28 protein-coding genes are annotated in these 23,804 nt (G+C 45.9%); 1 reads left to right on the top strand and 27 read right to left on the bottom strand.

Annotated features, from left to right (window positions below):
• Window positions 1–289: 289 nt before the first annotated feature.
• The 24 genes from ACHBGV_RS05195 to ACHBGV_RS05310 all read right to left on the bottom strand — a co-directional run bounded on the left by ACHBGV_RS05195 (window position 290) and on the right by ACHBGV_RS05310 (window position 20,446).
• Entirely contained in the window at window positions 290–700 is a 411-nt protein-coding gene (locus ACHBGV_RS05195) for a peptide deformylase (RefSeq protein WP_394735796.1), read from the bottom strand.
• A 71-nt stretch (window positions 701–771) separates the two neighbouring features.
• Window positions 772–1,152 (bottom strand): TipAS antibiotic-recognition domain-containing protein, encoded by a 381-nt coding sequence (locus ACHBGV_RS05200; protein ID WP_394735797.1) that lies wholly within the window; start codon window positions 1,150–1,152, stop codon window positions 772–774.
• A 1-nt stretch (window position 1,153) separates the two neighbouring features.
• Window positions 1,154–2,242: a nucleotidyltransferase gene (locus ACHBGV_RS05205; protein ID WP_394735815.1), complete on the bottom strand. Its 1,089-nt coding sequence runs from the start codon at window positions 2,240–2,242 to the stop codon at window positions 1,154–1,156.
• Window positions 2,239–2,985 (bottom strand): class I SAM-dependent DNA methyltransferase, encoded by a 747-nt coding sequence (locus ACHBGV_RS05210; protein ID WP_394735798.1) that lies wholly within the window; start codon window positions 2,983–2,985, stop codon window positions 2,239–2,241. The genes ACHBGV_RS05205 and ACHBGV_RS05210 overlap by 4 nt, the downstream gene beginning before the upstream one ends.
• Before the next feature lie 168 nt (window positions 2,986–3,153).
• A complete protein-coding gene (rsfS, locus tag ACHBGV_RS05215; protein ID WP_099809825.1) occupies window positions 3,154–3,513 on the bottom strand; it encodes a ribosome silencing factor in 360 nt (119 codons plus the stop codon).
• Window position 3,514: 1 nt separating this feature from the next.
• Window positions 3,515–4,024 carry a cysteine hydrolase family protein gene (locus ACHBGV_RS05220; protein ID WP_394735799.1) on the bottom strand — a complete coding sequence of 170 codons (510 nt, stop codon included), beginning with the start codon at window positions 4,022–4,024 and terminating at the stop codon, window positions 3,515–3,517.
• Window positions 4,021–4,476, bottom strand: coding sequence for a GNAT family N-acetyltransferase (locus ACHBGV_RS05225; RefSeq protein WP_394735800.1), 456 nt, complete (start codon window positions 4,474–4,476; stop codon window positions 4,021–4,023). Before ACHBGV_RS05225 ends, ACHBGV_RS05220 begins: the two co-directional genes overlap by 4 nt.
• Window positions 4,477–4,478: 2 nt before the next feature.
• Entirely contained in the window at window positions 4,479–5,066 is a 588-nt protein-coding gene (gene yqeK, locus ACHBGV_RS05230) for a bis(5'-nucleosyl)-tetraphosphatase (symmetrical) YqeK (RefSeq protein ID WP_394735801.1), read from the bottom strand.
• Entirely contained in the window at window positions 5,063–5,695 is a 633-nt protein-coding gene (locus ACHBGV_RS05235) for a nicotinate-nucleotide adenylyltransferase (RefSeq protein WP_029177780.1), read from the bottom strand. Before ACHBGV_RS05235 ends, yqeK begins: the two co-directional genes overlap by 4 nt.
• Before the next feature lie 12 nt (window positions 5,696–5,707).
• Window positions 5,708–6,019 (bottom strand): ribosome assembly RNA-binding protein YhbY, encoded by a 312-nt coding sequence (gene yhbY / locus ACHBGV_RS05240; protein WP_004195298.1) that lies wholly within the window; start codon window positions 6,017–6,019, stop codon window positions 5,708–5,710.
• Window positions 6,020–6,052: 33 nt separating this feature from the next.
• Window positions 6,053–6,442, bottom strand: a complete 390-nt coding sequence (locus tag ACHBGV_RS05245) for a DUF5301 domain-containing protein (RefSeq protein ID WP_394735802.1) — start codon at window positions 6,440–6,442, stop codon at window positions 6,053–6,055.
• Window positions 6,443–6,474: 32 nt separating this feature from the next.
• Complete coding sequence (gene yqeH / locus ACHBGV_RS05250; protein WP_394735803.1) at window positions 6,475–7,581, bottom strand: ribosome biogenesis GTPase YqeH; 1,107 nt, start codon at window positions 7,579–7,581, stop codon at window positions 6,475–6,477.
• Entirely contained in the window at window positions 7,582–8,109 is a 528-nt protein-coding gene (locus tag ACHBGV_RS05255) for a YqeG family HAD IIIA-type phosphatase (protein WP_306455662.1), read from the bottom strand.
• A 173-nt stretch (window positions 8,110–8,282) separates the two neighbouring features.
• Window positions 8,283–9,065, bottom strand: a complete 783-nt coding sequence (gene trpA, locus ACHBGV_RS05260) for a tryptophan synthase subunit alpha (protein ID WP_394735804.1) — start codon at window positions 9,063–9,065, stop codon at window positions 8,283–8,285.
• Window positions 9,062–10,276, bottom strand: coding sequence for a tryptophan synthase subunit beta (gene trpB, locus ACHBGV_RS05265; protein WP_394735805.1), 1,215 nt, complete (start codon window positions 10,274–10,276; stop codon window positions 9,062–9,064). The genes trpA and trpB overlap by 4 nt, the downstream gene beginning before the upstream one ends.
• Window positions 10,273–10,854 (bottom strand): phosphoribosylanthranilate isomerase, encoded by a 582-nt coding sequence (locus ACHBGV_RS05270; RefSeq protein WP_125265428.1) that lies wholly within the window; start codon window positions 10,852–10,854, stop codon window positions 10,273–10,275. Before ACHBGV_RS05270 ends, trpB begins: the two co-directional genes overlap by 4 nt.
• A complete protein-coding gene (trpC, locus tag ACHBGV_RS05275; RefSeq protein WP_394735806.1) occupies window positions 10,841–11,608 on the bottom strand; it encodes an indole-3-glycerol phosphate synthase TrpC in 768 nt (255 codons plus the stop codon). Before trpC ends, ACHBGV_RS05270 begins: the two co-directional genes overlap by 14 nt.
• Window positions 11,605–12,609, bottom strand: coding sequence for an anthranilate phosphoribosyltransferase (gene trpD / locus ACHBGV_RS05280; RefSeq protein ID WP_394735807.1), 1,005 nt, complete (start codon window positions 12,607–12,609; stop codon window positions 11,605–11,607). Before trpD ends, trpC begins: the two co-directional genes overlap by 4 nt.
• Entirely contained in the window at window positions 12,606–13,172 is a 567-nt protein-coding gene (locus ACHBGV_RS05285; RefSeq protein ID WP_394735808.1) for an aminodeoxychorismate/anthranilate synthase component II, read from the bottom strand. The genes trpD and ACHBGV_RS05285 overlap by 4 nt, the downstream gene beginning before the upstream one ends.
• Complete coding sequence (trpE, locus tag ACHBGV_RS05290) at window positions 13,169–14,527, bottom strand: anthranilate synthase component I (protein ID WP_394735809.1); 1,359 nt, start codon at window positions 14,525–14,527, stop codon at window positions 13,169–13,171. The genes ACHBGV_RS05285 and trpE overlap by 4 nt, the downstream gene beginning before the upstream one ends.
• A 410-nt stretch (window positions 14,528–14,937) precedes the next feature.
• Window positions 14,938–16,707, bottom strand: coding sequence for a dihydrolipoyl dehydrogenase (gene lpdA, locus ACHBGV_RS05295; protein ID WP_394735810.1), 1,770 nt, complete (start codon window positions 16,705–16,707; stop codon window positions 14,938–14,940).
• Between the two features lie 192 nt (window positions 16,708–16,899).
• Window positions 16,900–18,288: a dihydrolipoamide acetyltransferase gene (locus ACHBGV_RS05300; RefSeq protein WP_394735811.1), complete on the bottom strand. Its 1,389-nt coding sequence runs from the start codon at window positions 18,286–18,288 to the stop codon at window positions 16,900–16,902.
• Between the two features lie 141 nt (window positions 18,289–18,429).
• The gene (locus ACHBGV_RS05305) at window positions 18,430–19,425 is read right to left on the bottom strand and encodes an alpha-ketoacid dehydrogenase subunit beta (protein ID WP_105111445.1); all 996 of its coding nucleotides are present in this window, start codon (window positions 19,423–19,425) and stop codon (window positions 18,430–18,432) included.
• A gap of 52 nt (window positions 19,426–19,477) precedes the next feature.
• Complete coding sequence (locus ACHBGV_RS05310) at window positions 19,478–20,446, bottom strand: thiamine pyrophosphate-dependent dehydrogenase E1 component subunit alpha (RefSeq protein WP_105111446.1); 969 nt, start codon at window positions 20,444–20,446, stop codon at window positions 19,478–19,480.
• A gap of 233 nt (window positions 20,447–20,679) precedes the next feature.
• On the opposite strand from ACHBGV_RS05310, the gene ACHBGV_RS05315 reads away from it, so the two are divergent.
• Window positions 20,680–21,339 (top strand): trimeric intracellular cation channel family protein, encoded by a 660-nt coding sequence (locus ACHBGV_RS05315; protein WP_394735812.1) that lies wholly within the window; start codon window positions 20,680–20,682, stop codon window positions 21,337–21,339.
• 20 nt (window positions 21,340–21,359) lie between these two features.
• Here the strand turns inward: ACHBGV_RS05315 and ACHBGV_RS05320 are convergent, their stop codons facing one another.
• The 3 genes from ACHBGV_RS05320 to ACHBGV_RS05330 all read right to left on the bottom strand — a co-directional run.
• Window positions 21,360–22,025, bottom strand: coding sequence for a colicin lysis protein (locus tag ACHBGV_RS05320; RefSeq protein WP_125265434.1), 666 nt, complete (start codon window positions 22,023–22,025; stop codon window positions 21,360–21,362).
• 320 nt (window positions 22,026–22,345) lie between these two features.
• Window positions 22,346–22,975 (bottom strand): copper homeostasis protein CutC, encoded by a 630-nt coding sequence (locus ACHBGV_RS05325; RefSeq protein WP_105123551.1) that lies wholly within the window; start codon window positions 22,973–22,975, stop codon window positions 22,346–22,348.
• 49 nt (window positions 22,976–23,024) lie between these two features.
• Window positions 23,025–23,804, bottom strand: a 780-nt coding sequence (locus ACHBGV_RS05330; protein WP_394735813.1) for a DMT family transporter, incomplete at its 5' end; no start/stop codon positions are given.

A 23,804-nucleotide genomic window follows, 5' to 3' on the forward strand; every position in this document is an offset into this window, starting at 1 on the left:
ACCAATAAGACTAATAGAAAATCAAATAAGCGTTTGACCTATACTGACCTTTTGGTTGAAAAATATGCAAGGCCTCATTACCTTACATTCATTATTCTACACCATTGGTCAGTAAAAGTCAATAGTTTTGTTTGACCCTTTTTTGACTTTTTATAGTCGAATGAATTAGCTTTCAGACATGGAACTGAGGCGCAGGCTATACTAAAGTATGGCAAGTCGAAAGTGACGATGTATCAAAGTTAATTCAAATGACTATAAAAAAATCTACCTGACGGTAGATTTGGTAGCACTAGATGATAATCCCTTCCAAATGATCTAGTTCATGCTGAACAATCTGGGCTTGGAAGTCTGTCAGCTTTAGGCTCTGCTTTTTCCATGAAGCATCGAAAAACTCCACTTCAATCTCCTGATAGCGAGTGGTGGGGCGGCTACCTTCGAGCGACAGACAGCCCTCCTCAGTCTGATAGGGCTTGGCCTTGCTGATGAGGACGGGATTATACATGACCAGGTTGTTAAAACCCATGTTGACGATGATAATCCGCTTTTTGACGCCAATCATGTTGGCCGCCATGCCCACGCAGGCGTGAGCGTTGGCTGCTAACGTATCCTGCAAGTCTTGACCGACCTGCACATCTAGCTGAGTCGCAGGCTCAGACTTCTGCTGCAGGAAGAAAATATCTTTCTTAATTGGTTGAATCATAGGGTGGCTCCTTACTCATAAACTACATCTAGTATACCAAAAAAAGCCTAGTTCTCACTAGACTTCTTCGATTATTCTTGACAGTAGACTGCTATTGCCTGACTAACAAAGGTTGCTGTTCCTAGTCCACCTGCTCGATCAATGTTGGCTGAAAATCGTTCATCTTCAACGTACATAAGACCTAGCCCCTGCAAGATTTCCTTTGTGCAGGTGTAGAAATTTTCCGTGATATAGGCCTGCAAGTTCGCTACCTGAGCCTGCACATCTGGATGATCGGCTTCCAAGCTCTGCATTTTTCCAAAAACCTCAAAAATAGCCTGCATCTCTTGGGCAAACACCCGGTCTTTGCTAGCATCGTAGCGCTCTTCAAACTCGGCATAGGCCGCGGTCTGTCCCCACCGCTCCTTAGCCTCCGTCTTGTAGGCTTCTAGTTGACTTGTCTCTTTCCTCATCTCACTCCACCCTCACCGGCACGCGCCCATAGGTCTGCTCTGCCATTGCGTCAGCTCCCAGTTGATAGACCGCATCCGCCTGCTGGGTCAGGCTGTCCCAGGGCTCTTTGCCGATCCGCGTCACCAGGTCCACCCGCTCCTTGACGGTCTTGAGATAAGCCTGACCTCGAGCCGAGAAGCCTAGGACATGGACCGCATCTGGCAAGGGAGTTTCCACCGCATTGACCAGGATGTAGGTCAGCACCCGCCGCACCCTCGCCTTCGTATAGCGCTTGGTCGCAACAGCCTCCACTAACTCCTCCACGGTCGCTACGCTCCCAATGGCAGAGCGGATACGACTGGCAAGCTCATCATTAACCTGAAAGACCTGACAGAGATCTCGGTGGGTCGCAATCTGGTAGCGGAGCAGAGGAAAATAGTTTCTCCAGCTTACCTTGGTCGCCTCTTCAAAGAGACTGGCAGACGGTAAAAAGTCACGCACCAAGTCCAGCTGGTCAGCACTCTTGCGGATAGCTGTCGCCGAGGCGTAGGACGTTTCCACCTCTTCCGAATGAAAACCAGCCCCCTGCCGTTGAACAGGGCTGAGCTGAATGCCAGTTCCAGCCACCGCCTTAGCATAAGCCAGAGCCAGAATATGATTTGGCGTGTCACCTGTGAAGGTTAGACCCGCAAACTCCTGCCACATAGCCTGGGTCTTCTGTGGATAAGAGAGATGGTCAGGCAAGTTTTTCACAAAATTTTCCATCTCTTCCGACTTATCCACATAGATGTCCGCAATTTTCTGGTAATCCAACATTTCTTCCGTACCGAAAACCAGTTTTTCCACACCTAGCCTGTGTAAAATGCTGATTGCTCCCTTGGCGAAATGGTCAGCCGACTGGACAGACACCAAAAAGGGCATCTCGACAACAAGATCTGCCCCGTGTTCCAAAGCCATCTGAGCCCGTGTCCACTTATCCACAATAGCTGGCTCACCCCGTTGCATGAAATTACCAGACATGACCACGATTTTCAACCCCTCAGCCTGCTCCAGCAGGTATTTATGACCTGTATGGAAGGGATTGTATTCTGCTACGATGCCTGAAATCATGCCTTGACCGCCTTGAAAAACCACCGCTGGCTAGTTTCTGTCGGAGCTTGATCTTCAAAGTCCGCAAAGACTTCCACAGATGCAAAACCAGCTTCTTTCAATAATTCCACATAGGTTTCAATCGGATAGGTCCGCTCTTCATGCACTTCATCCCGACGGATAAACCGCTCCTCTTGACTGTCCTCATCTTTGACAAAGAAGGTCAATTCATGAACGATGGAATGCTCATGCTCCCCCTCATAGGTGTCCCAGACAAAGGCAAAATCCTCGTAGTTTTCATGGTAGCTATAGCCTGCAAAGACTTCCTCCATTTGATAGATGGAGTGAACGTCAAAAAGGAAAGTACCACCTTGATTGAGCACAGAGTGAACGCCTTCAAAAACCCGCAAAACGGCTTCTCGGTCTGCCATATAGCACAGACTGTCCGAGTAACAGGTCACCGCATCGAAATCTCCAACACCTTCCAGAGCCATCATATCTGCTTGGGCCAGTTCCATCATGACACCAGCAGCTTCTGCTTTTTTCTGAGCCAATTCCAACATTTCATAGGACAGGTCAAGCCCTGTCACCTCATAACCCTTTTGAGCAAAACGTACAGCCTGAATCCCTGTCCCACAAGCCAATTCTAAAATTGTCTTGGTGTCTTGTGGCAAGTTCCGCAAGCTAAAATCTGTCCATTTATCATACAAGCTGTCATCCATGATTTCATCATAGACCGCCGCAAAGGTTTCATAAGTTGCCATATTTTCTCATTTTCCCTTTCATAAAAAAGCAGCCAATCGACTGCTTCATTAACTCATGCTGTGTTCAAGAAGTTCATCACTTCTAATCACATAACATAATAGTAAGCTCATCTTGGTCGCTTTCGAGTTTTTAGGTGACCAGCTGAAACAGTTCCCCGAACTGTTTCACTACTTCTCTTCTAAAAGTTCTGCGACTTCCAGGAAGCTACCTTCGTGCCATAATTTTTCAAGGTTGTAGAGGTCACGCATTTCTTCTGAGAAGATATGAACGACTACGCCTCCAAGGTCCAAAAGGACCCAGCCACCGTTACTATCGCCTTCTACACGGCTACCCTTGATTCCAACTTCCGCTACCTTTTCACGGATGTTTTCCGCAATAGCCTCTAACTGGCGACTGTTCATGGAACTGGCAATCACAAAGTAATCTGTCAGGCTAGTCACACCCTGAACATCAATTACAACAAGGTCCTCAGCTCGCTTGTCATCAGCAGCCTGAACCACAACTTTTACTAAATCTAGTTCTTTCATCTTATCCTCTAATTATATTTTCTAATTTATCCACCTGGGCAAAATTCCACGACCAGATGTTTTGGTAGTGGTCAATCAAGTCTTTGGCATCCAATTTGCCTGAATAACCTGTCGTTGTTCCGTCCTGGATCACAGCTACCTTGTAGCCTAGTTCAAAGGCCACTTTAATCGTCGTATCAATGCAAAAATTGGTCGCCATGCCCATGATGATGAGCTGCTCAATTCCCTTTTCCTGCAAATAAGCATGAAGCCCCGTTTCCTTGAAGGCACTGTTAAAGGTCTTATCGAAAATCATTTCATTTTCTAAGGGTGCAACCAAAGGATGAATTTCCCAGTCGGCAGTCCCCTTGATCAATTCCTGGTCATGATGGCGGACATGGATGACTTCTATACCCGCTTGACGAGCTTTTGTGATGCTATCTTGCCAGAGGGCTAATCGCTCTTCAATGGCATAAGGTTTTTCCGCCACTAGAAGGTTTTGAATGTCAATGACTAACAATGCAGATTTCATAGCTTAACACCAGGCGTTTCCAAACGGAAAACCAATTCCCTTTCTTCTTCAAGCTCCAGAACAAAGCCTTTTTTCTCCAAGAGTCTTGCCATCTTTTGGTTGCCCTTGACATAGGCGGCTATCAGATGATTGCAGACAGGATGTGATTGAGCCATTGCTATTACAACCTCCAAAGCCGCCTGACCATAGCCCTTCCCCTGAAATTCTTGACCAATCATAAACCGCCAAAGCATATACTGCTGGATGTCCTCATCAATGTCAATCAAGGCAAAACCGACCACCTGTTCTTCTGCCCAGATTGCATAGGGGAAAACATCGCCATTATCTCTATATAACCAGGCATCTGCCAACGAACGCACGTTTGGAGCCACGAAGCCCTTGTCCTCCTCGGCTACTTTCAAGTCCAAGACAGCTTGATAGGAAATCTCATCCACAGGTTTTAATGCAAGCATCCCTACTCCTTCAAATAAGCAACATAGCCATTATAGGTTTCCAAGGTTTTTGGATAAATGGGAATTCCCTTCTTGGCTAAGTAAGTAATGGTTTGGGCAGTTTCATAAGCTACCGCCTTGTCCAAGGACTCTTTTGCGATACGACGCGCCTCGTCCACCCCAGGAAAATCCCGATTGGGTTCGATGTAGTCCGCCACATAGAGTACTTTGTCCAGCAAGGTCATCTGCCCAGCACCAACGGTGTGTCGTTGAATGGCTTGGAAAATCTCCTCATCTTTCAAGCCAAAATCTTCTGCGATCTTATAGGCTCCAACCACACCGTGCCAGATGTTATTATCCCAGTTAAGCAGGTCCTTGTCCAAATTATACTTGGCAATCAAGTCCAGAAAGACTTGGTCTTCCACTTCCTTGGCATAGTCATGCAAGAGTGCTGCCAGACTAGCTTTTTTCGGATCACAGCCGTATTGTTCTGCCAAGGCAAGCGCCGCCTCTTCCACACCCAAGACATGTTGAAAGCGCGCTGGCTTCATGGCTGCACGGATTTTTTCCAAAAGAGCCTGACGGTCAAATGTCAAATCTGCTGCAATCATTGGTAAAGTCCTTTTTCTTCGATATAGTCCAGAACTTCATGAGGCACCATAAAATTCGGCACCCGTCCTTGCTTGATAAAACTACGCACCATGCTGGAGGAAATGTCCATCAAGGGTACATCTACCCAGATAACCGGGTAGGAAGTCCCTGCCTTGTAACGAGGGCGCTGCACACCAACAAACTGCACCAACTGGACCAATTCATCAATCCTGTGCCATTTTGGGAGATAGTCTACCATATCTGCACCGATGATAAAATAATAATCCGTATCAGGATTTTTTTCCTTCAGCAATTTCATGGTGTCGTAGGTATAGCTGACACCACGGCGTTCCAGTTCAATGGTTTCGATCCCCAAGCCCTCCATACCTGCAATAGCCATCTTGAGCATGGAATAGCGATGGTATTCGTCAATGGTTTCTTTTTTATCCACATGAGGCGGAATGAATTCTGGCATGAGCAAGACTTGATCCAGCTTCAACTGTTGACGGACCTGGTCTGCCACAATCAAATGAGCATTGTGGACAGGGTTGAAATTCCCACCCAGAATCCCCACTTGTTTTCGATTGGTTTCTTTCTTTTCAACCTCTAATTCAACCTTGGTAAAGGGTGTTAAGAGTTCAATAGCCATAGGCTCTCCTTCTTAGATTTCTTTGACCTGTTTGGAAATTTTACGGTTCTCTTTCTTGCTAGATTGTTTGAATAAAATCAAGATGCGACCGATTTTTTGAACCGTGTCCACACCGATTTCTTCTTCCAAAATTTCCGCTACTTCGTGGATGTTTTCATCCGTATTTTGTAGCAAGGTTACCTTGATCAATTCACGCGCATCCAACGCCTGACGAACACTGGTTTTAATCTGGTCATTGAGACCATTTTTCCCAATCTGAATAATGGGTTTGAGACTGTGTGCCTGACTGTTCAAAAAGGCACGTTGTTTTGAAGTTAATGACATAATTTCTCTTTTCTTTTTTTGAAACAAGCAGAACTAGTCTGCCAGCATTTTCTGAATCACTTGAGGGGACTCTTTTAGCCTGTAAATACCAGTGTAAGGAAACTCCAGATAGCTTTTTAAGATTCCCTCATAGGCAAATGCTGTGACTTCACCGTCTGCCATAACTAATGTAATCCGCACATAAGGTGACACCAAAGGTGCATCTTGAACACTATCTTGACGAGTCTTGTTTGCCTTTCCTAATTCTGCTAAAAAGGCTGAGATCTCTTCTGATTGGTCGATTTTGACTACTTCTTGACCTTGAACTAAACGAATTTCCCGGACCTCACTGGCTTTGGGAAGATTTGGTTCTTCCCCTGGCCAAAACCAATAGGCCAGTACACACAAACCGACAATACCAAGCACACCACATACTTTCTTCATAAGAGAATCCATTCTAAGCACTCCTTAAATAATCAAATAATCGCCTTGCGGATGACCACATCCACACCCTTAGGTGCCCAGGCAGCAATCTTGGCCTTTTCATTGACCCGAATCCAACCAAGACCTGAGAAGACCACATCCGTCTTTTCGTTAATGGTAAATTCATGACGAACCAACTCAGGAAATTCTTTCAACTCCTTACTGGTTGGTGGCACTAAAAGTGAGCCCGCATGTTTCTGGTAAAATTCACTAGCTCCCTGCAACTTGGTGCGGTGGAGCTGGAGTTCATTGTCAAAAAAGGCTGTAAAGCCTTGACGTTCGCCATACACAAAGTCAAATCGTCCCAGACCAGCCAAGAACAAGGTCTGTTCTGGATTAAGCTGGTAGGTCTTTGGCTTGATTTCTTTGCGAGGACTGATGTACTTGAGGTTTTTAGCCGTCAGGTAATGTGCCATCTGGTGACGGTGGATAATCCCAGGCGTATCATAAATGAAAGAACCATCATCCAGAGGAATCTCAATCTTATCTAAAGTTGTCCCTGGAAAACGTGAGGTGGTAATGACATCCTTGTCCCCAGTAATTTCTTGGATAATGGCATTGATCAAGGTTGACTTGCCGACGTTGGTCACGCCGACCACATAGACATCCCGTCCCATGCGGTGTTGTTCAATCTTTTCAATCAAATCTTTGATGGCCTGCTTGTTTTGGGCTGAAGTCAAGACCACATCAACTGGTCGCATGCCGATTTCATGTGCCCGCTCGGTCAACCACTGAGTAACCTTGCCTGTCTTGACAGACTTGGGTAAAATGTCCTGCTTGTTGCCGACCAAAAGCACATCATTTCCAGAAATAAAGCGAGATAAACCTGGAATGACTGACCCATTGAAATCAAAAATATCAATGACATTCACTACCAAGGCATCGCTTTCTCCTACGCTATGGAGAAGTTTCAAGAAATCATCATCTGAGATATTGACATCTGAAATTTCATTGTAATGGCGCAAACGGAAACAACGCTGGCAGTAGAGTTGCCCTGTTTCCAGACCTTTTTCAAGGGCAGATTGGGGAGTAAATCCGGCAATCTCTTTATCTGTCGTCTGAATTTGAGCACCACAACCGATACAAAATAATTCTTCCACTTACATCTCCCTCTTGTAGTCTATCGCTCCATATTTGGCTATAATTTTCTTCATGGTCCGTCGCTCACGCCAACGGTTAATCTGCGTATTAATGGAATCTGTCCGAATCAAGGGCTTGACAAGGACCGACTTAAGTCCTGCCCGCTTGGCCGCCCGAATGTCCGTCATCAACTGATCACCAATCATAATGACCTCGCTAGGCTTGACATCAAAGCGTTTGAGAGCGCGGTTAATGCCGATAGTGAAGGGCTTGAGCGCATAAGATTCAAAGTCAATCTCGAATTTCTCGACCGCGCGCTTGACCCGCTCATATTTATTATTGGAAACAACGACAACCGGAATACCTGCGTCCCGCAAATCATGCAACCACTGGCGCATCTCAGGCGTTCCGTCAGGATTATTCCAAGCAATCAAGGTATTATCTAAATCGACAAACACCACCTTAATCCCATGCTTTTTCAAACTGTCCACCGTCACATCATAAGCCTTTTCCAAGGCAAAATCTGGCATGTAATTCTCTAAACTCACTAATTTCTCCAAAAAATATAATCAGATAATTATAGCATTTTTTCGCCAAAAAAGCGAATAACAAGGGGAACAATCATTTCCGCATCCCATCAAAAAAGGACCGACTAGGTCGCATCCTTTCTGAGCATTTTATTGGTCAACGGCATGAGTCCTTGATTCTTCCAGACTTCATTCTATTTCTCCACCCGACAGCCAAATACCACGAGTTGACGAATTTCTTCTATTTCGCCCTCATGCAGACCTTTGACGATTTTCGAGCCCATAATCACGCCGTCCGATACGCGGTTAAATCGGAGAATATCCTCTTGGCTGGAAACGCCAAATCCTGTTAATACTGGGACAGGAGACAAAGCCCTTAAGCGTTTCAGGTGACCATCCAAGTCCTCACGGTACTGGTTGCTCTTGCCGGTCACGCCATTGATGGCAACGGCGTAAACAAACCCTTCCGCATCCTGCACCAATTCTTGCTGCCGGTCAGTCCCTGTTGTCAAACTAACTAAGCGAATGAGGCAGAAATCACTCTTTTCCAGATAGGGACGCAGGATATCCTCATGTTCGTAAGGTAGGTCAGGAATAATCAAGCCTTTGACAGAAGTCGTCTCCAAATCGCGAAAAAACTGTTCCAAGCCATATTGAAAGACAGGATTAAAATAAGTCATCAAGATGAGTGGCACCTGACTGGCTTGCCCTTGCAACTGCTTGATAATGTCCGACAGATGGACACCCTTGGCCAAACTGCGTTGCCCCGCCTCCTCAATCACAGGACCGTCCGCAACAGGGTCCGAGAAAGGAACACCGATTTCAATAGCTGAAACGCCTGACTGCTCCAGAAAATCAATGGTTTCAAATAGTCCATCTAAACCCTTTTCATGGTCACCGGCCATGATGTAGGGAAGGAAAATGCCCTTGCCATTTTCCTTAATATTCCGCAAGTGTTTTTCTAGTATTTTTGTCATTGTTCTTGGTCCTTTCTTTGGGCAGCTAAGCGTTCCTTGACTTGAGCAACATCCTTGTCACCGCGACCTGATAGGCAGACGATGATGGATTTGTCTGGTCCCAATTCCTTGGCTAAGCGTGGCAGATAGGCGATGGCATGGCTAGATTCTAAAGCTGGAATAATCCCTTCCAAGCGCGACAAGAGTTGGAATCCTTCCAAGGCCTCTTCATCAGTGACAGACACGTAGGTCGCCCGTTCGATAGCATTGAAATAGCTGTGCTCCGGCCCAATTCCCGGGTAATCCAAGCCGGCAGAAATGGAGAATGCCTCCATGATTTGCCCATTTTCATCCTGTAAGACGTCCATAAGCGCGCCGTGTAAAACTCCCGGTTTCCCTTTTGCAAAAGTCGCCGCATGATGCTCTGTGTCCAGACCCAGCCCAGCCGCCTCTACGCCATACATGGCAACGGACTCGTCATCGACAAAGGGGTAAAAGAGCCCCATGGCATTAGAGCCACCACCGATACAGGCCAAGAGGGCATCGGGCAATTGTCCACCAGAAAGATCTGAAAATTGCTGCTTGGCCTCGCGTCCAATCACGCTTTGGAAGTCCCGGACGATTTCTGGAAAGGGCGCTGGCCCCAACACGGAGCCCATGACATAATGGGTATCTTCAACTTGAGCCACCCAAGCGCGCAGAGCGGCATTGACCGCATCTTTTAGCACACGCGAGCCATCGGTCACCGCATGCACCTTAGCACCCAGCAACTCCATCCGAAAGACATTGAGCGCCTGACGTTTGACATCTTCCTCGCCCATGTAAATGGTACACTCCATACCAAAGAGGGCTGCTGCTGTCGCAGTTGCTACACCGTGCTGACCTGCACCCGTTTCAGCAATAATTTTCTTCTTGCCCATGCGTTTGGCCAAGAGTACCTGTCCCAAAGAATTGTTAATCTTGTGGGCGCCCGTGTGGTTGAGATCTTCTCGTTTGAGGTAAATCTTGGCCCCACCACAATAATCGGTCAAACGTTTGGCAAAATAGAGGGGATTTGCTCTGCCCACATACTGGCGGAGCAAGTGGTCAAATTCCGCTTGAAAGGCTGGGTCCTCCTTGGCTGAACGGTAGGTTTCTTCTAGCTCCAAAACAGCTGTCATCAAGGTTTCCGGTACGAAACGGCCGCCATATTGGCCAAAAAAGCCATCTTTATTAGGTTGTTGATAGGTCATTTTTTCACTCTTTCTATAAATGCTTTAATTTTGACAGGGTCCTTGTGTCCATCCGTCTCTACTCCAGACGAAACGTCCACAGCATAGGGCGAAAACAAGTCTTGTGCCGTGGCAACATTGTCTACGGTCAAGCCACCTGCGATGAAAATCGGCTGTCTGAATTGCTTGCCGGTCAATAATTCCCAGTCAAATGTCTGCCCTGAGCCCGCTATAGGCGCATCGAAAAGCAGATAAGCCGCCTGTGTCTCACTGATATCGTCAGCCTTATCCAACTGAATGGCCCTAATAACAGGAACAGGGACTTGCTGGACATAGCTTTCATCCCAATCGCCGTGAATTTGCACAATATCCAAAGGCACTTGACCAATGGCCAACTGCAATTCTGTCGGGGTCGGACTGACAAAGACACCAACGATTTTCATCCTTTCCGGGATGAGCGTCGCCAATTGATGCGCTCTTTCTAGGCTGACCTGCCGCCTGCTGGGGGCAAAGACAAAGCCCAGATAATCCGCACCGCCCTCGATAGCCGCTCGCACAGCCTCTTCAGTGGATAGGCCACAGATTTTAACCTTTGTCAATGGCCAACTCCTTTACCTTCTGCTGAACATCCTCTGCCTGCATGAGGGCAGTCCCCACCAAAATGGCTTGAAAATGAGGTGCCAGTAAAGCCGCATCTGCCCCACTGAAAATAGCCGATTCAGATACATAGACGGCTTGGTCTTGAAAATGCTTGTTCAGGTCCAAACTGGTTTGTAAATCCGTTTCAAAAGTCGTCAAATTGCGGTTGTTCACCCCGATAATCTTGGCACCGATGCGATGAGCAATCTCTAATTCTACCAAGTTATGGATTTCCACCAAGACTTCCAAGCCCAGTTTGCTGGCAAAATCATAGAGTTCCTGCAAACGATTTTCCGGTAAAGCCGCAACAATCAATAAAATCACCGTAGCCCCAGCATTTCGTGCACGAACAATCTGCTTTTCATCAATGATAAAATCCTTGGCCAAGGTTGGAATAGATACCGCCTCTGAAATCTGATGGAGATAGTCAATCTTGCCTTTGAAGAAAACCTCATCCGTCAAGACCGAAATCATGGCCGCCCCCGCCTCTTGATAGGTCCGCGCCTGAGCTAGAATATCAACATCCAGATTAATGGCGCCCAAACTAGGGCTGGCTTTTTTGATCTCGGCAATAATCTGTAGGCACTCCGAATGCTCCTTGACATAGTCGTAGAAAGAATAGGTCTGGCGAAGTGGCTGAACTTCCTCCAAAACAAGTCTAGCCACTTCTTTTTCTTTCTGCTCTAAAATGGTTGGTAAAAATGCTTTTGTCATACCTGTACCTCTCTGAGTGCCTCTAATTTAGCAAGTGCTGAACCATCCGCCAGCAATTGACGGGCTAGGGTAATGCCATCCTTGATACTGTCTACCTTACCATTGGCAAAAAAGCCCAAACCAGCATTGAGCACCGTTGTTTCCAGATAGGGACTGGCTTGGTTGCGCAAGACGGAAACGAGAATGTTTGCATTCTCCTTGGCATCGCCCCCGCGAATATCAGCTGACTCCACGCGTTGCATACCCAAATCCTTGTAGGAAAAACTGCCTTGGCTAATCTGCCCATCGGACAAGAGCGTGTAATGATTGGTGCCATACAAGGCCGCCTCGTCCATATTATCAGGACCGGTCACAATCACACCTCGACGCAGGCCCAGACTTTTCATGACCTGAGCCAATTCCAAGTGCAAATCGCCACGGAAAACGCCCATCAATTGGGTATCCAGAGATAAAGGATTGGCCAACGGACCTACAATATTCATAATGGTCGGAATACCCAAAGCCTTACGAGCCGGACCGATATAGCGCATGGCTGGGTGCATGGATTGGGCAAAGACGAAGGCCAAACCGACTTCTGACAAGGCACGAGCCAAATTTTCTGGACTAGCTGCGATGTTGATGCCTAATTCTTCCAGAACGTCTGCCGAACCAGACTTGGAGGATACGGAACGGTTACCTCCCTTGGCCAGACGGACACCGCCCGCTGCTAGGATAAATCCTGCTGTTGTTGATACGTTAAAGCTATAAGACTGGTCCCCGCCTGTACCACAATTGCACATGGCATCGGTAAAGGTCTCTGGCAGCTGAATGGCGTGGGCCTTGAGCGATTTGACCACACCTGTAATCTCCTCGACCGTTTCCCCCTTGGTCTTAAATCCCAGCAAGAGCGCTGCAATCTGACTTTCCGACAATTGCCCCTCTAGTATTTGAGTAAAGACCCCTTCCACTTCTGACTGCTGTAAATCCTGTCTGGCTGCTATTTTTTCGTAAATTGCTTTCATCTGATTACCTCTTTCACAAACGCTTCAATCATCTTGAGCTCATCTGGCGTACCGATACTTTCTGGATGATATTGCAGACCATAAATGGGTAAAGTCACATGCTGGATGGCCATAATTTCCCCATCGTCTAGCGTGCGCGCCGTTACCTGAAAATCCTTTGGCATCTCCGTCACGACAATGGAATGGTAGCGCATGATGGTCACTTCCTTTTCCAAACCTGCAAACAAGGGCGACGATGCCTCCAAATTCATCTGGCTCTGCTTGCCATGCATGACCTGTCGCGCCAGACCAAGCTGACCGCCAAAAACCTCTGCAATAGCCTGATGACCTAGACATATCCCCAAAATCGGTTTCTTCCCAGCAAAGGCTGCAATCATCTCTTCCATTTTACCCGCATCTGCTGGCCAACCCGGTCCCGGAGAAAAGACCAGACCATCTGCCTTTTCGGCCTCTACAAAGAGTTGCTGGTCATCATTTCGCAAGACCTTAATCTCTGTAAAAGCTCCCACATATTGGGCCAAATTATAGGTAAAGGAATCGTAGTTATCAATAATGAGAATCATGGCAAATCTCCTATTCTAGTCATGGCCTTGGCCTTGTTGACCGTCTCTTGGTATTCATTTCCCGGAATGCTGTCGTAGACAATTCCTGCGCCCGCTTGAACATAGGCCATCTGATTTTTGATAATCATAGTCCGAATGGCAATGGCAAAATCCATATCACCAGAGGCAGATAGATAACCGATGGCACCTGCATAAACACCGCGCTTTTCCTTTTCCAGTTGGTAAATCCGTTGCATGGCACGAATTTTCGGTGCGCCTGATACCGTACCTGCTGGCAAGGTCGATTTGAGAGCGTCCAATGGGCTGAGTTCTGGTAATAGCTGCCCTTTGACAATACTGGTTAAGTGCATGACATAGCGAAAGAGCTCCACCTCCATGTACTTGGTCACTCGAACACTGCCGATTTGAGCAATCCGCCCCAAATCATTTCGCCCCAAATCAACCAACATCCGGTGCTCCGCCACCTCTTTCTGATCAGCTAACAAATCCGCCGCCAACGCCTTATCTGCCTCTTCATCCAGACCACGCGGACGTGTCCCCGCAATGGGATTGGTCGTTACCAGACCATCCTTGACAGAAACCAAACTTTCTGGACTAGCTCCGATAATCTGATAGTCCCCAAAATCATAAAAGTAGAGGTAATTTGAAGGATTGGTCACCCGCAAATTCCGGTAATAATCCAGTGGCTTGCCAGAAATTGGTGCCGAGAAGCGCTGACTAAGAACACATTGGAACATATCCCCCTGACGAATGAGCTCCTTGGCTTTTGTCACCATCCCCTCAAATTCTTCTTTTTCCAGATGATTGCGGAAAGACAAGGAATGAAGGTCATGCGGTTCAAATTCAGCCGGATGCGCCTGTTTGAGCGACTGCAAGACTTGCTCCAAAGCGCTAGCCATTTCCTGTTCATTTCGACCGCTGTAGATATTGTCCTCATGTATGGAAATGGTCTCTTTTTTATGGTCAAAGACCAAATAGGACTCATAGATGAAAAAGTGCATATCTGGCGTGCCAATCGGATCAACCGGAATGTCTCCAATGTTTTCATAGAGGCTAATCATGTCATAACCAAGGAAACCAATGGCGCCACCGCTAAAGGGACCGGCATCCGCTACTGGATGTTTACCCGTCAATTCCTGTAGATAATCCAGTGGGTCGGCATCAATAACTTCGCTATTCCGCGTCAAGATGCCATTTTCAAATTTAATCTCATAAACCGGGTTATAAGCCACAATGGAAAAACGAGCATTTTCCTTGTCTCTGGGAATAGACTCCAAAATCATCTTGTGCTGCCCCTCTAGGCGCATATAGGCTAAAATCGGGGTTAAAATATCTGCGGATAAACTTGTTTTCATATAGAACTCCTCTCGCGAACACAAAAAACCTCGCACAGAAAAAATCTGTGCGAGGGCGTCTAATCATAGCTAGCGCGGTGCCACCTCCATTGACAAGAGTAGCAAAAAAGCCCTTGTCCTCTCAAGCTCCTCCAACAAGGAGCCGCACGGTAAGGGGTGCCAACCGGAAGGATATTGTTTACCTTCTCTTATTTTCCATCAGCCCATTTCAACTTCGTCTGCTACTGGCTCGCAACAACCGCCAGTTTTCTGGAAACAAACCTGAAGTCTACTTCTTCTGATTGCTATTATTTTACACTATTATTTCTATATGTCAATCTTTTTTTCAGAATTTTTTTAAAATATTCGGATATTCGGATTTTCAACTCTACACAAAAAAGGACTGGACAAGGTCCAATCCTGTGTGATGATTATTTACGTTTTGGTGGGTTGTGGATCGCAACACCAAGCACATCAAGGAAGGCTTCGTACATCACTTCTGAGAAGGTTGGGTGACCGTGGATGGATGCTGCCACGTCATCAACTGTCAACTCAGATTCCATGATAGTTGCTGCTTCGTTGATCATTTCAGCTGCAACTGGACCGATGATATGAACACCAAGGATTTCATGGTATTTCTTATCAGCAATCACTTTTACGAAACCATGTGCTTCATTAGAAGCGATGGCACGACCGTTACCAGTGAAGCTGTTGCGACCGATAAGGATGTTTTCTTTACCGTATTTCTCGATAGCCTGGTCTTCTGTCAAACCAACCATAGCGATTTCTGGGTGTGTGTAAACCGCTGCTGGTGTGAAATCCAATTTAGCCTTGTGGTGGTTACCATGGATGGCATTTTCAGCTGCCACTTCACCCATACGGTAAGCAGCGTGGGCCAACATCTTAGTACCGTTGACATCACCTGGTGCGTAGATACCTGGGATAGATGTTTCTTGGTACTCGTTAACCTTGATACGACCGCGGTCTAGTTCAAGGTTAAGATTTTCAAGACCAGCCAATTGTGGTACACGACCGATTGAAAGAAGGGCTTTTTCAGAAACGATTTCTGAGCCGTCGTTCAATTTGATGGTCAACTGGTTGTTAGCTTCAACGATTTCAGATACACCAACTGAGGTCAAGAATTTCATACCTTTCTTAGAAAGGACTTTTTGCAATTCTACAGACACTTCACGGTCCATACCTGGAATGATACGGTCAGCCATCTCAACAACTGTTACTTCTGTGCCGTATGATGCGTAAACCAAACCAAGTTCCACACCGACTACGCCACCACCCATAACAGTGAGTGACTTAGGAATTTCACGCAAGTCAAGAATATCATCAGAAGTCAATACCAACTTAGAATCAATACCTGGGATATTGATGCGAGAAACTTTTGAACCAGTAGCCAACACAACAGAGCGACCTTTGATGACTTTCTCGCCGATAACAACTGTCTTATCTGGGTTTACTTGACCAAGACCGTTGAAGATTTCAACCTTGTTGGCTTTCAAGAGACCTGCTACACCGCCTGTCAAGGTCTTAACAACCTTGTTCTTGAAATCAACTGTCTTATCCATGTCAACTGTGTAGTTGGTTGAAGCCAAGTTGATACCACGCTCAGCAGCGATTTTCAAGCCGTCAAGGATTTCAGCATTTTTGAGGTAAGTCTTAGTTGGGATACAACCCTTGTTCAAGCAAGTACCACCAAATTCAGACTTCTCAACGATAGCGATTTTACCGCCCAATTGAGCACCACGGATTGCCGCGTAGTAACCAGCAGGACCACCACCGACTACGACCATGTCGTACTCATCCGCAGCCAATTCTGCCTTAGGAGCTTGTGGAGCAGCTGCAGCAGGTGCTCCAGGAACTTCCAAGCCAGCTGCTTTCAAATCAGCAGTTGCTTGAGCGACTTCAGCCGCTGCTGGAGCAGCACCGCTACCTGCTTCAACTGTTTCACCTTCTGCACCAAGGTAAGCGATAACTTCTGTTACAGGAACAGTCGCACCGTTACCATGAACGATTTTCAAAAGAACACCTGAATCTTCAGCTTCTAGCTCCATGCTAGTCTTGTCAGACATCATTTCCAAAATCACATCGCCTTCATTGACGAAATCACCTTCAGCTTTTTTCCACTCGATGATTTCACCTTCTTGCATGTCCACACCGAGTTTCGGCATAATAATTTCAATTGCCATAATTATGATACAAAGAACGTCCAAATGCGACTAAATTTTAGGAGTCCAAAGCAGGATGTTCACATCCAAGGCGGACTATCTAAATTCCGAGCATTTAGTTCGTGTTCAAATGTCACGAACCCGTTCTACATCCTTTCTTTGTTTTCTAATCAGAAATCTAATTCTCTAGTTTAAACCAATGGAGATCTTATCTTAGATCAACAATTCAAGCGGGTTTTCCAACAAGTTCTTGAGGTCAACCATGAATTTCGCGCCGTTCATACCATCAACAATACGGTGGTCAATGGTCAAGCAGAGTGCCATGATTGGACGGATTTTGATTTCACCGTCGATGACAACCGGTGTTTGAACCGTTGACGCCACACCAAGGATAGCAGAGTTTGGTTGGTTGATGATTGGGTTAAAGGTCTTAGTTCCAAACATACCCAAGTTTGTGATAGAGAATGTCGAACCAGACATTTCAGCACCCTTCAACTTACCAGATTGCGCTTTCTTGATGACATCTTTGGATGCAACCACGAATTCAGACAAGCTCATCTTATCTGCGCCGTGAACAACTGGTACAATCAGACCTTCATCTAAACCAACAGCGATACCAAGGTTAACGAACTTGTGCAATTCGATTTCTTGCGCATCGTTGATGAGAGACGCATTCATGTAACGGTGTTCTTCTTTCATAAGCGTACGAACAACTGCAAGACTGATCAAGTCTGTGAAGGTTACTTTAAGACCTGTCTTGTTCATGATTGGTTCAAGAACCTGCTTACGAAGTGCCATGAGGTTGGTCATGTCAATGTCGTAGTTCAGCGTGAAGGTTGGTGCAGTCAAGTAAGAGTTAACCATACCTTTCGAAATAGCCTTACGCATTGGACTCATCTTGATGATTTCAACGCCTTCTGGCAATTCTTTGACTGATTTTTCTTCTGCTTTAGGACTAGCTGCTGCTTCAACCGCTGGAGCTGGTGCAACAAGGGCAAGAACGTCTTCTTTCTTGATTTTACCGTTGACACCTGTTCCTGTCACAGTTGTCAAATCAACACCCAGGTCAGCTGCAATACGAGCTGCAAGTGGAGTAGCCTTAGGAGCCGCACCCTTGAAGTCTTCGACGTCAGACTTGTGGACACGACCATTAGCACCCGTACCAGGTACTAAACCAAGGTCGATACCCAAATCACGCGCCAATTTACGAGCTGCTGGAGTTGCACGAACCATACCACCACCTTGCGGTTTCGCAGCCACTGCTGGAGTTACAATAACCGGTGTACGGCTAGCAGGAACTTCTTCGATAGCTGCTGCTGGCTCAACCACTGGAGCAGAGCTACCAGCCGCTTCCACTGTTTCACCTTCTGCACCGAGATAGGCAATGACTTCCGTTACCGGAACTGTCGCACCATTTCCATGCACAATTTTCAAGAGAACGCCTGACTCTTCAGCTTCCAATTCCATGCTGGTTTTATCAGACATCATTTCCAAGATGACGTCGCCTTCATTGACGAAATCGCCTTCCTGTTTTTTCCACTCGATGATTTCACCTTCTTGCATGTCTACACCGAGCTTAGGCATAATAATTTCAATTGCCATATTTAAGATACCAGGGCCCAACAGAGAGTGACTGGAAATGAGAAATTCCTAAAAATTCCTGATTTCCCAACTCTCCGGCCGGGTTCAATTCCTTTCTTTCAGTTTCTTACGTTTCATTCTTGTTTATAACAAGATTTTCTCTTAACCCTTGTTAACTTGTTTGTAGATTGCCGCTTTGATTTTCTCAACATTTGGCAATACAGCATTTTCAAGAACGTTTGCGTAAGGAACTGGTACGTCGTCTGAAGCGATACGGATGATTGGTGCATCCAAGTAGTCAAAGGCTTCGCTTTCTGTGATGATTGATGCGATTTCACCGATGAAACCACCTGTTTTGTAAGCATCGTTGACCAAGATAACCTTACCAGTTTTCTTCACTGATTCGATGATCAATTCTTTATCCAATGGGATAAGGGTACGTGGGTCAACCACTTCAACGCTGATGCCTTCTGCAGCCACTTCATCAGCAGCTTGGATTGCACGCTCAAGCATACGACCGTAGGAGATGATAGTCACATCTGTACCTTCGCGCTTGATATCCCCTTTACCAAGTGGGATATAGAAATCTGGGTCCAAGTTAACTTCTTCTTTTTTACCGTAGAGAGCTTTTGGCTCCAAGAAGATAACTGGGTTGTTGTCAAGGATTGATGATTTCAACAGACCTTTTGCATCGTTAGCAGTACCTGGTGCAACCACCTTGATACCTGGGATGTGCGTCAACCAAGCTTCAAGAGATTGTGAGTGCTGGGCAGCAGAACCGATACCTGAGCCTGAAGCCACACGGAAGGTTACAGGTGTTTTCAAGCCACCACCAAACATGTAGTTTGTTTTCGCAGCTTGGTTAACAATCGCATCAAGGGCAATGGTTACGAAGTCCATGAAGGTCAAGTCAACGATTGGACGAAGACCAGTTTGAGCCGCACCAACCGCAGAACCAGCGATTGCTGCCTCAGAGATAGGCGTGTCGCGAACGCGTTTTGGACCAAATTCGTCCAACATACCAACAGATGTACCGAAGTCACCGCCGTAGATACCGACGTCTTCACCCATCAAGAATACTTTTTCATCCTTACGCATTTCTTCGCTTTGAGCCAAGTTAATCGCTTCACGCAAGGCCATTACTTTTGTTTCAGCCATTTTTACAATTTCTCCTACTTATAAAAAATTTTTCTTCAATCTAGACTGTAGACTAGTCCACAAAAACGTCTTCGTATGCAATTGAAATATCTGGATCTGGGCTTTCTTGTGCGAATTTCACAGCTGCCTCAACTTGTTCAGCAACTTGTGCTTCGATTGCATCCAATTCTTCGTCGGTAGCAATTTTGTTTTCAGTCAAATACTTGCGGTATTTCTTAAGCGGATCTTTTGCTTTCCACTCATTTACTTCTTCTTTTGTACGGTAAACACCAGCATCTGCTGTTGAGTGACCAAACCAACGATAAGATTCAACCTCAACCATGGCTGGACCGTTACCTGCACGAACATATTCGATAACTTCTTGCATTTTCTCGTAAACAGCAACCACATCGTTACCATCTTCGATATAGTGACCTGGCATACCGTAAGCCGCTGCGCGAAGGTAAAGGTGAGGAATCTTCGTCGAATACGAAATGTCAGTTGAAATACCGTAACGGTTGTTAGTGATAAAGAAGATAACTGGCAAATTCCAAACCGCTGCCAAGTTCATTGACTCATGGAAAGAACCTTCGTTAGTCGCTGAGTCACCTGAGAAGGCGATAACGATATTATCTGTACCAAGGTATTGTTGGGTCAAAGCCGCACCAACAGCCAGGGCATAACCACCACCTACGATACCGTTAGAACCGAAGTTCCCTTTTTCAACGTTGGCCAAGTGCATGGAACCACCACGGCCTTTAGATGTACCAGTTGCCTTACCAGCAAGCTCTGCCATCATACCGTTGATATCAATACCTTTTGCAATAACGTGACCGTGACCACGGTGGTGAGAGAAGATAATATCTTGGTCTGTCAAGCTAGCAATCGGACCTACCGCTGCTGCTTCTTCACCAACTGAGAAGTGAGTCATACCTTGTACAAAGCCACGACGCACTAATTTGTTCAACTTCATGTCAACATCACGAATTTGCTGCATTTTCAAGAACATATCCAAATGTTGCTCTTTTGAAATAGATACCATAATTTCCTCCAAAGGTTTTTTCTCTTTCCTTACTATGATAGACCTTTTTTTCACAAATGGCAAATTTTTGAACCGTTTTCCATTTTCTTGTAAACTTTCTGAAAACCTTGATTTCGTTCACTTTTTCACAAAAATGTCGACAAGGACACACCTGATAAAGTTCTTTTTATCACAAACTTTTTTTCTCTTGAATTTCCAATTGTTTCTATGGTAAACTAGAGGTGGAGGTAGGTATGGATTTTGAGCTATTTCTTATCATTTGTAACTACATAGGGACAATCGCTTTTGCTGTTTCAGGTGCCGTTAAAGGTTTCAGAAAAAAACTAGATATATTTGGGATTTCTCTCCTCAGTCTGATGACAGCTGTGGGAGGTGGTATTATTCGAGATATCATGGCCAATCGTATTCCAACTGCTCTGACGGACCCTTCAGCCATCTACTTATCCGTTGTCGTGGCCATTCTACTCTATCTCTGCGCCATTCATATCCGACAGGATACACCTCTTGACAAGCGGGCCCTGATTCTCCTTGCCCAAACCAACCTCATCTTCGACGCGATAGGTCTGGCAATTTTCGCCCTAATCGGGGCCAGCACTGGCATAGAGTTACAGTTAAATGCTGTGACAACAGGTATTCTTGCGACCCTGACTGGAGTTGGTGGTGGCATTGTCCGAGACTTATTGGTCAATGAGACCCCTATTGTCCTTCGAGAGGACGTTTATGCTGTCTTGGCCCTATTTTCCGGTATGATTTACCATATCTGTGTGGTCAATTGGCAACTACCTCAAATTCCTACCTTTATTACTATATTCATCATCTCTTTGATTATCCGACTGCTAGTCATCAAATACAAAATCAATCTTCCCAACATGGATAGAAAACCAAAGGCCTGAGCATCAACTCAAGCCTTTCACTATTGTGCTTCTATCTGAATCCAGGTCAAACTGTTCAGATCAAAAACTGGTGATTCTGCTTCTATCTCAGGAACAGGACCCAATCCCGGAATATGTTCGTCATATTGATAGAGCTTGGATTGACCAGCAACCTCATAAAGATAGCTACCATCTTGTAGGGGACGGAGAATGGCCTCCTCACCTATTTCAGGACCGATATGACGGAAACTGTCAACCAGGCGTAAGAGGTCCCCTCCACCATACAGAGTATAGAGGTCAATCAGCACATAACTATCTGATTTTTTCAGAGCAATGATCAGATCTTCAACCCCATCTTGGTTAAAATCATACAGGCTATAGAAAGCGCCAGCATAGATTTCCGGCTGATGAACCAAGAATAATTGGGTGCTGACCTGTTCGGGATTGATAGCTTCTGGTTGGGCAAGACTAGCTTGGTAATTTCCGATGACGTCCTGATAAATTACTGGTAAGGAAAAACCTTGCTGAGCAGAAGACCCCGCCTCTTGCTCACTTGAACCAACCGATATCTCTTCTGATTCCGTTGGAGCAGAAGTTTGAGTAGACGTTTCTGTCTCAGTAGTAGTGGACTGCAAATCTGCTGGCTGACAAGCAGCTAGAAATGTCATAGCCCCCAAGAGCAGACCAAGATATTTTACCCTCTTCATAGAAACCTCCAAATGTTCTTTCTATTCTTAGTATAACAAATATTCTGAGGCTTGTATAGGATTTGGAGAGCCAGAACGAATAACCCCTGACTCTCATAACATATCTGAAGTCAGTCACCCCTTTCAAACTAGCTCAATAGTAACAGCATTCTTTGTCTCCAATCTACAGATAGTTCAATGCTCATAGTTCTCGCTCCATCCCCGATAAAATATAAAAAAGAAAGAAAACACCCGACAAATGCCGGGCGCCTTCAGGAGATTATATGAAAAAGAATAAATAGAGTATACTGAAGCCTCCTTAAAGAAAACTTAAAGTTTTCTTACCAAAACAATTTTGTTCCATGGACTTGGTCAATCGGTAGCTTGTTGACCAATTCTGGAACGTTATTCACCGTCAATCCACCACCAATAAGGATTTGAATTTTTCCCTTGGCATAAGTCACAATCTCGTTTAGCCAGTCAATGTTTTCCAAAGCACAACCAGACAGATTACCCCGCGTTAAAATCCGCGTCACACCGTGTGCTGTCAGCCAATCAATGGCCTCAAATTGTCTCCTGCGTGGTATTTGGTCAAAGGCCATGTGAAAAACAACTTCGCACCCTTCAGACACGGCCAATAATTTCTCCAAAGCGACCTCGTCCAGCCAATTTTCCTCGGTCAACAGACCATAAACCAGACCGTCCGAACCCAGTTTCTTGGCCACCTTACAATCTTCTACCATCATGTCCACTTCCACCTCATCATAACAGAAATTCCCGCCACGGGGGCGAATCATGGTCATGACCGTCGCATCATTTTCATGGGCCAGTTGACAAACGTAATCAATCACCGCATAGCTAGGTGTCGTTCCACCGACTGCCAAATTATCGCACAACTCCACTCGTTGCGCCCCTAAAGAAAGGGCACGCGCTACGTCAATATGGTTCTCCGAACAAAATTCTCTAAGCATATTTTCTCCTTTGTAAGCCTTTTCTTTTAGTATAACAAAAAAGAGCATCTTAACCAATACTCTTTCGTGAAATCACTAAATCTTTCAGGGAAATAAGTAGAACAGCCACCAAAATCAGCACCATCCCCCAAAAATCAATGGGATAAAATTGCTCATTAACTAGCCAAACGGCAAAAAAGACCGATGCGACCGGCTCAATCGAAGCCAACAGACTGCCCTTGACCGGACCGACCATGCTGACACCCTTGAGAAAGGCTGTATAGGCAAAAATGGTACCCACACCAACAATTCCCAACATGCCCAAGAGACTACCACCGTCCACGGGAAGGCTCTGGCCCCAGGTCCTAAAGGCAAGGACTGCCACCAAACCACCCATCAGCATGCCAATCCCAATGACCACCATACTTCCATATTGGCGAATATAGCGAGTAGGCAGGATGATATAGAGAGCGTAAGTGAAGGCGGAGAAAATCCCCCAAGCCAGACCAAGCGGTGTCACCGCCAGCTTGTCCAATTGCCCGTGTGTCGCAATCAGAAATGTACCTACTACAGCAAGAGCAATCGACATCAATTCAACCGCTGTCGGCTTTTGTCGGTCCCGCAGACAGGTATAACCCAAGACCAAAATAGGACAGAGATATTGCAAAACCGTTGCCGTACCGGCATTTGTATAGTAAATGGCTTGTAGATAAGCGATTTGATTGAGCACCAAGCCCAGCATGGCAAAGAGGAAAATCCCGAGCAGGGCTTTTTTTCTACCATTTGTCAAGTCCATCAAGGTATTTGACGAAAAATATTTTGAGTCTCGTAATCCAAATATGGAAATTAT

Source organism: Streptococcus sp. A34, from assembly GCF_043674115.1.
GTDB classification, from domain to species: Bacteria; Bacillota; Bacilli; order Lactobacillales; family Streptococcaceae; genus Streptococcus; species Streptococcus suis_V.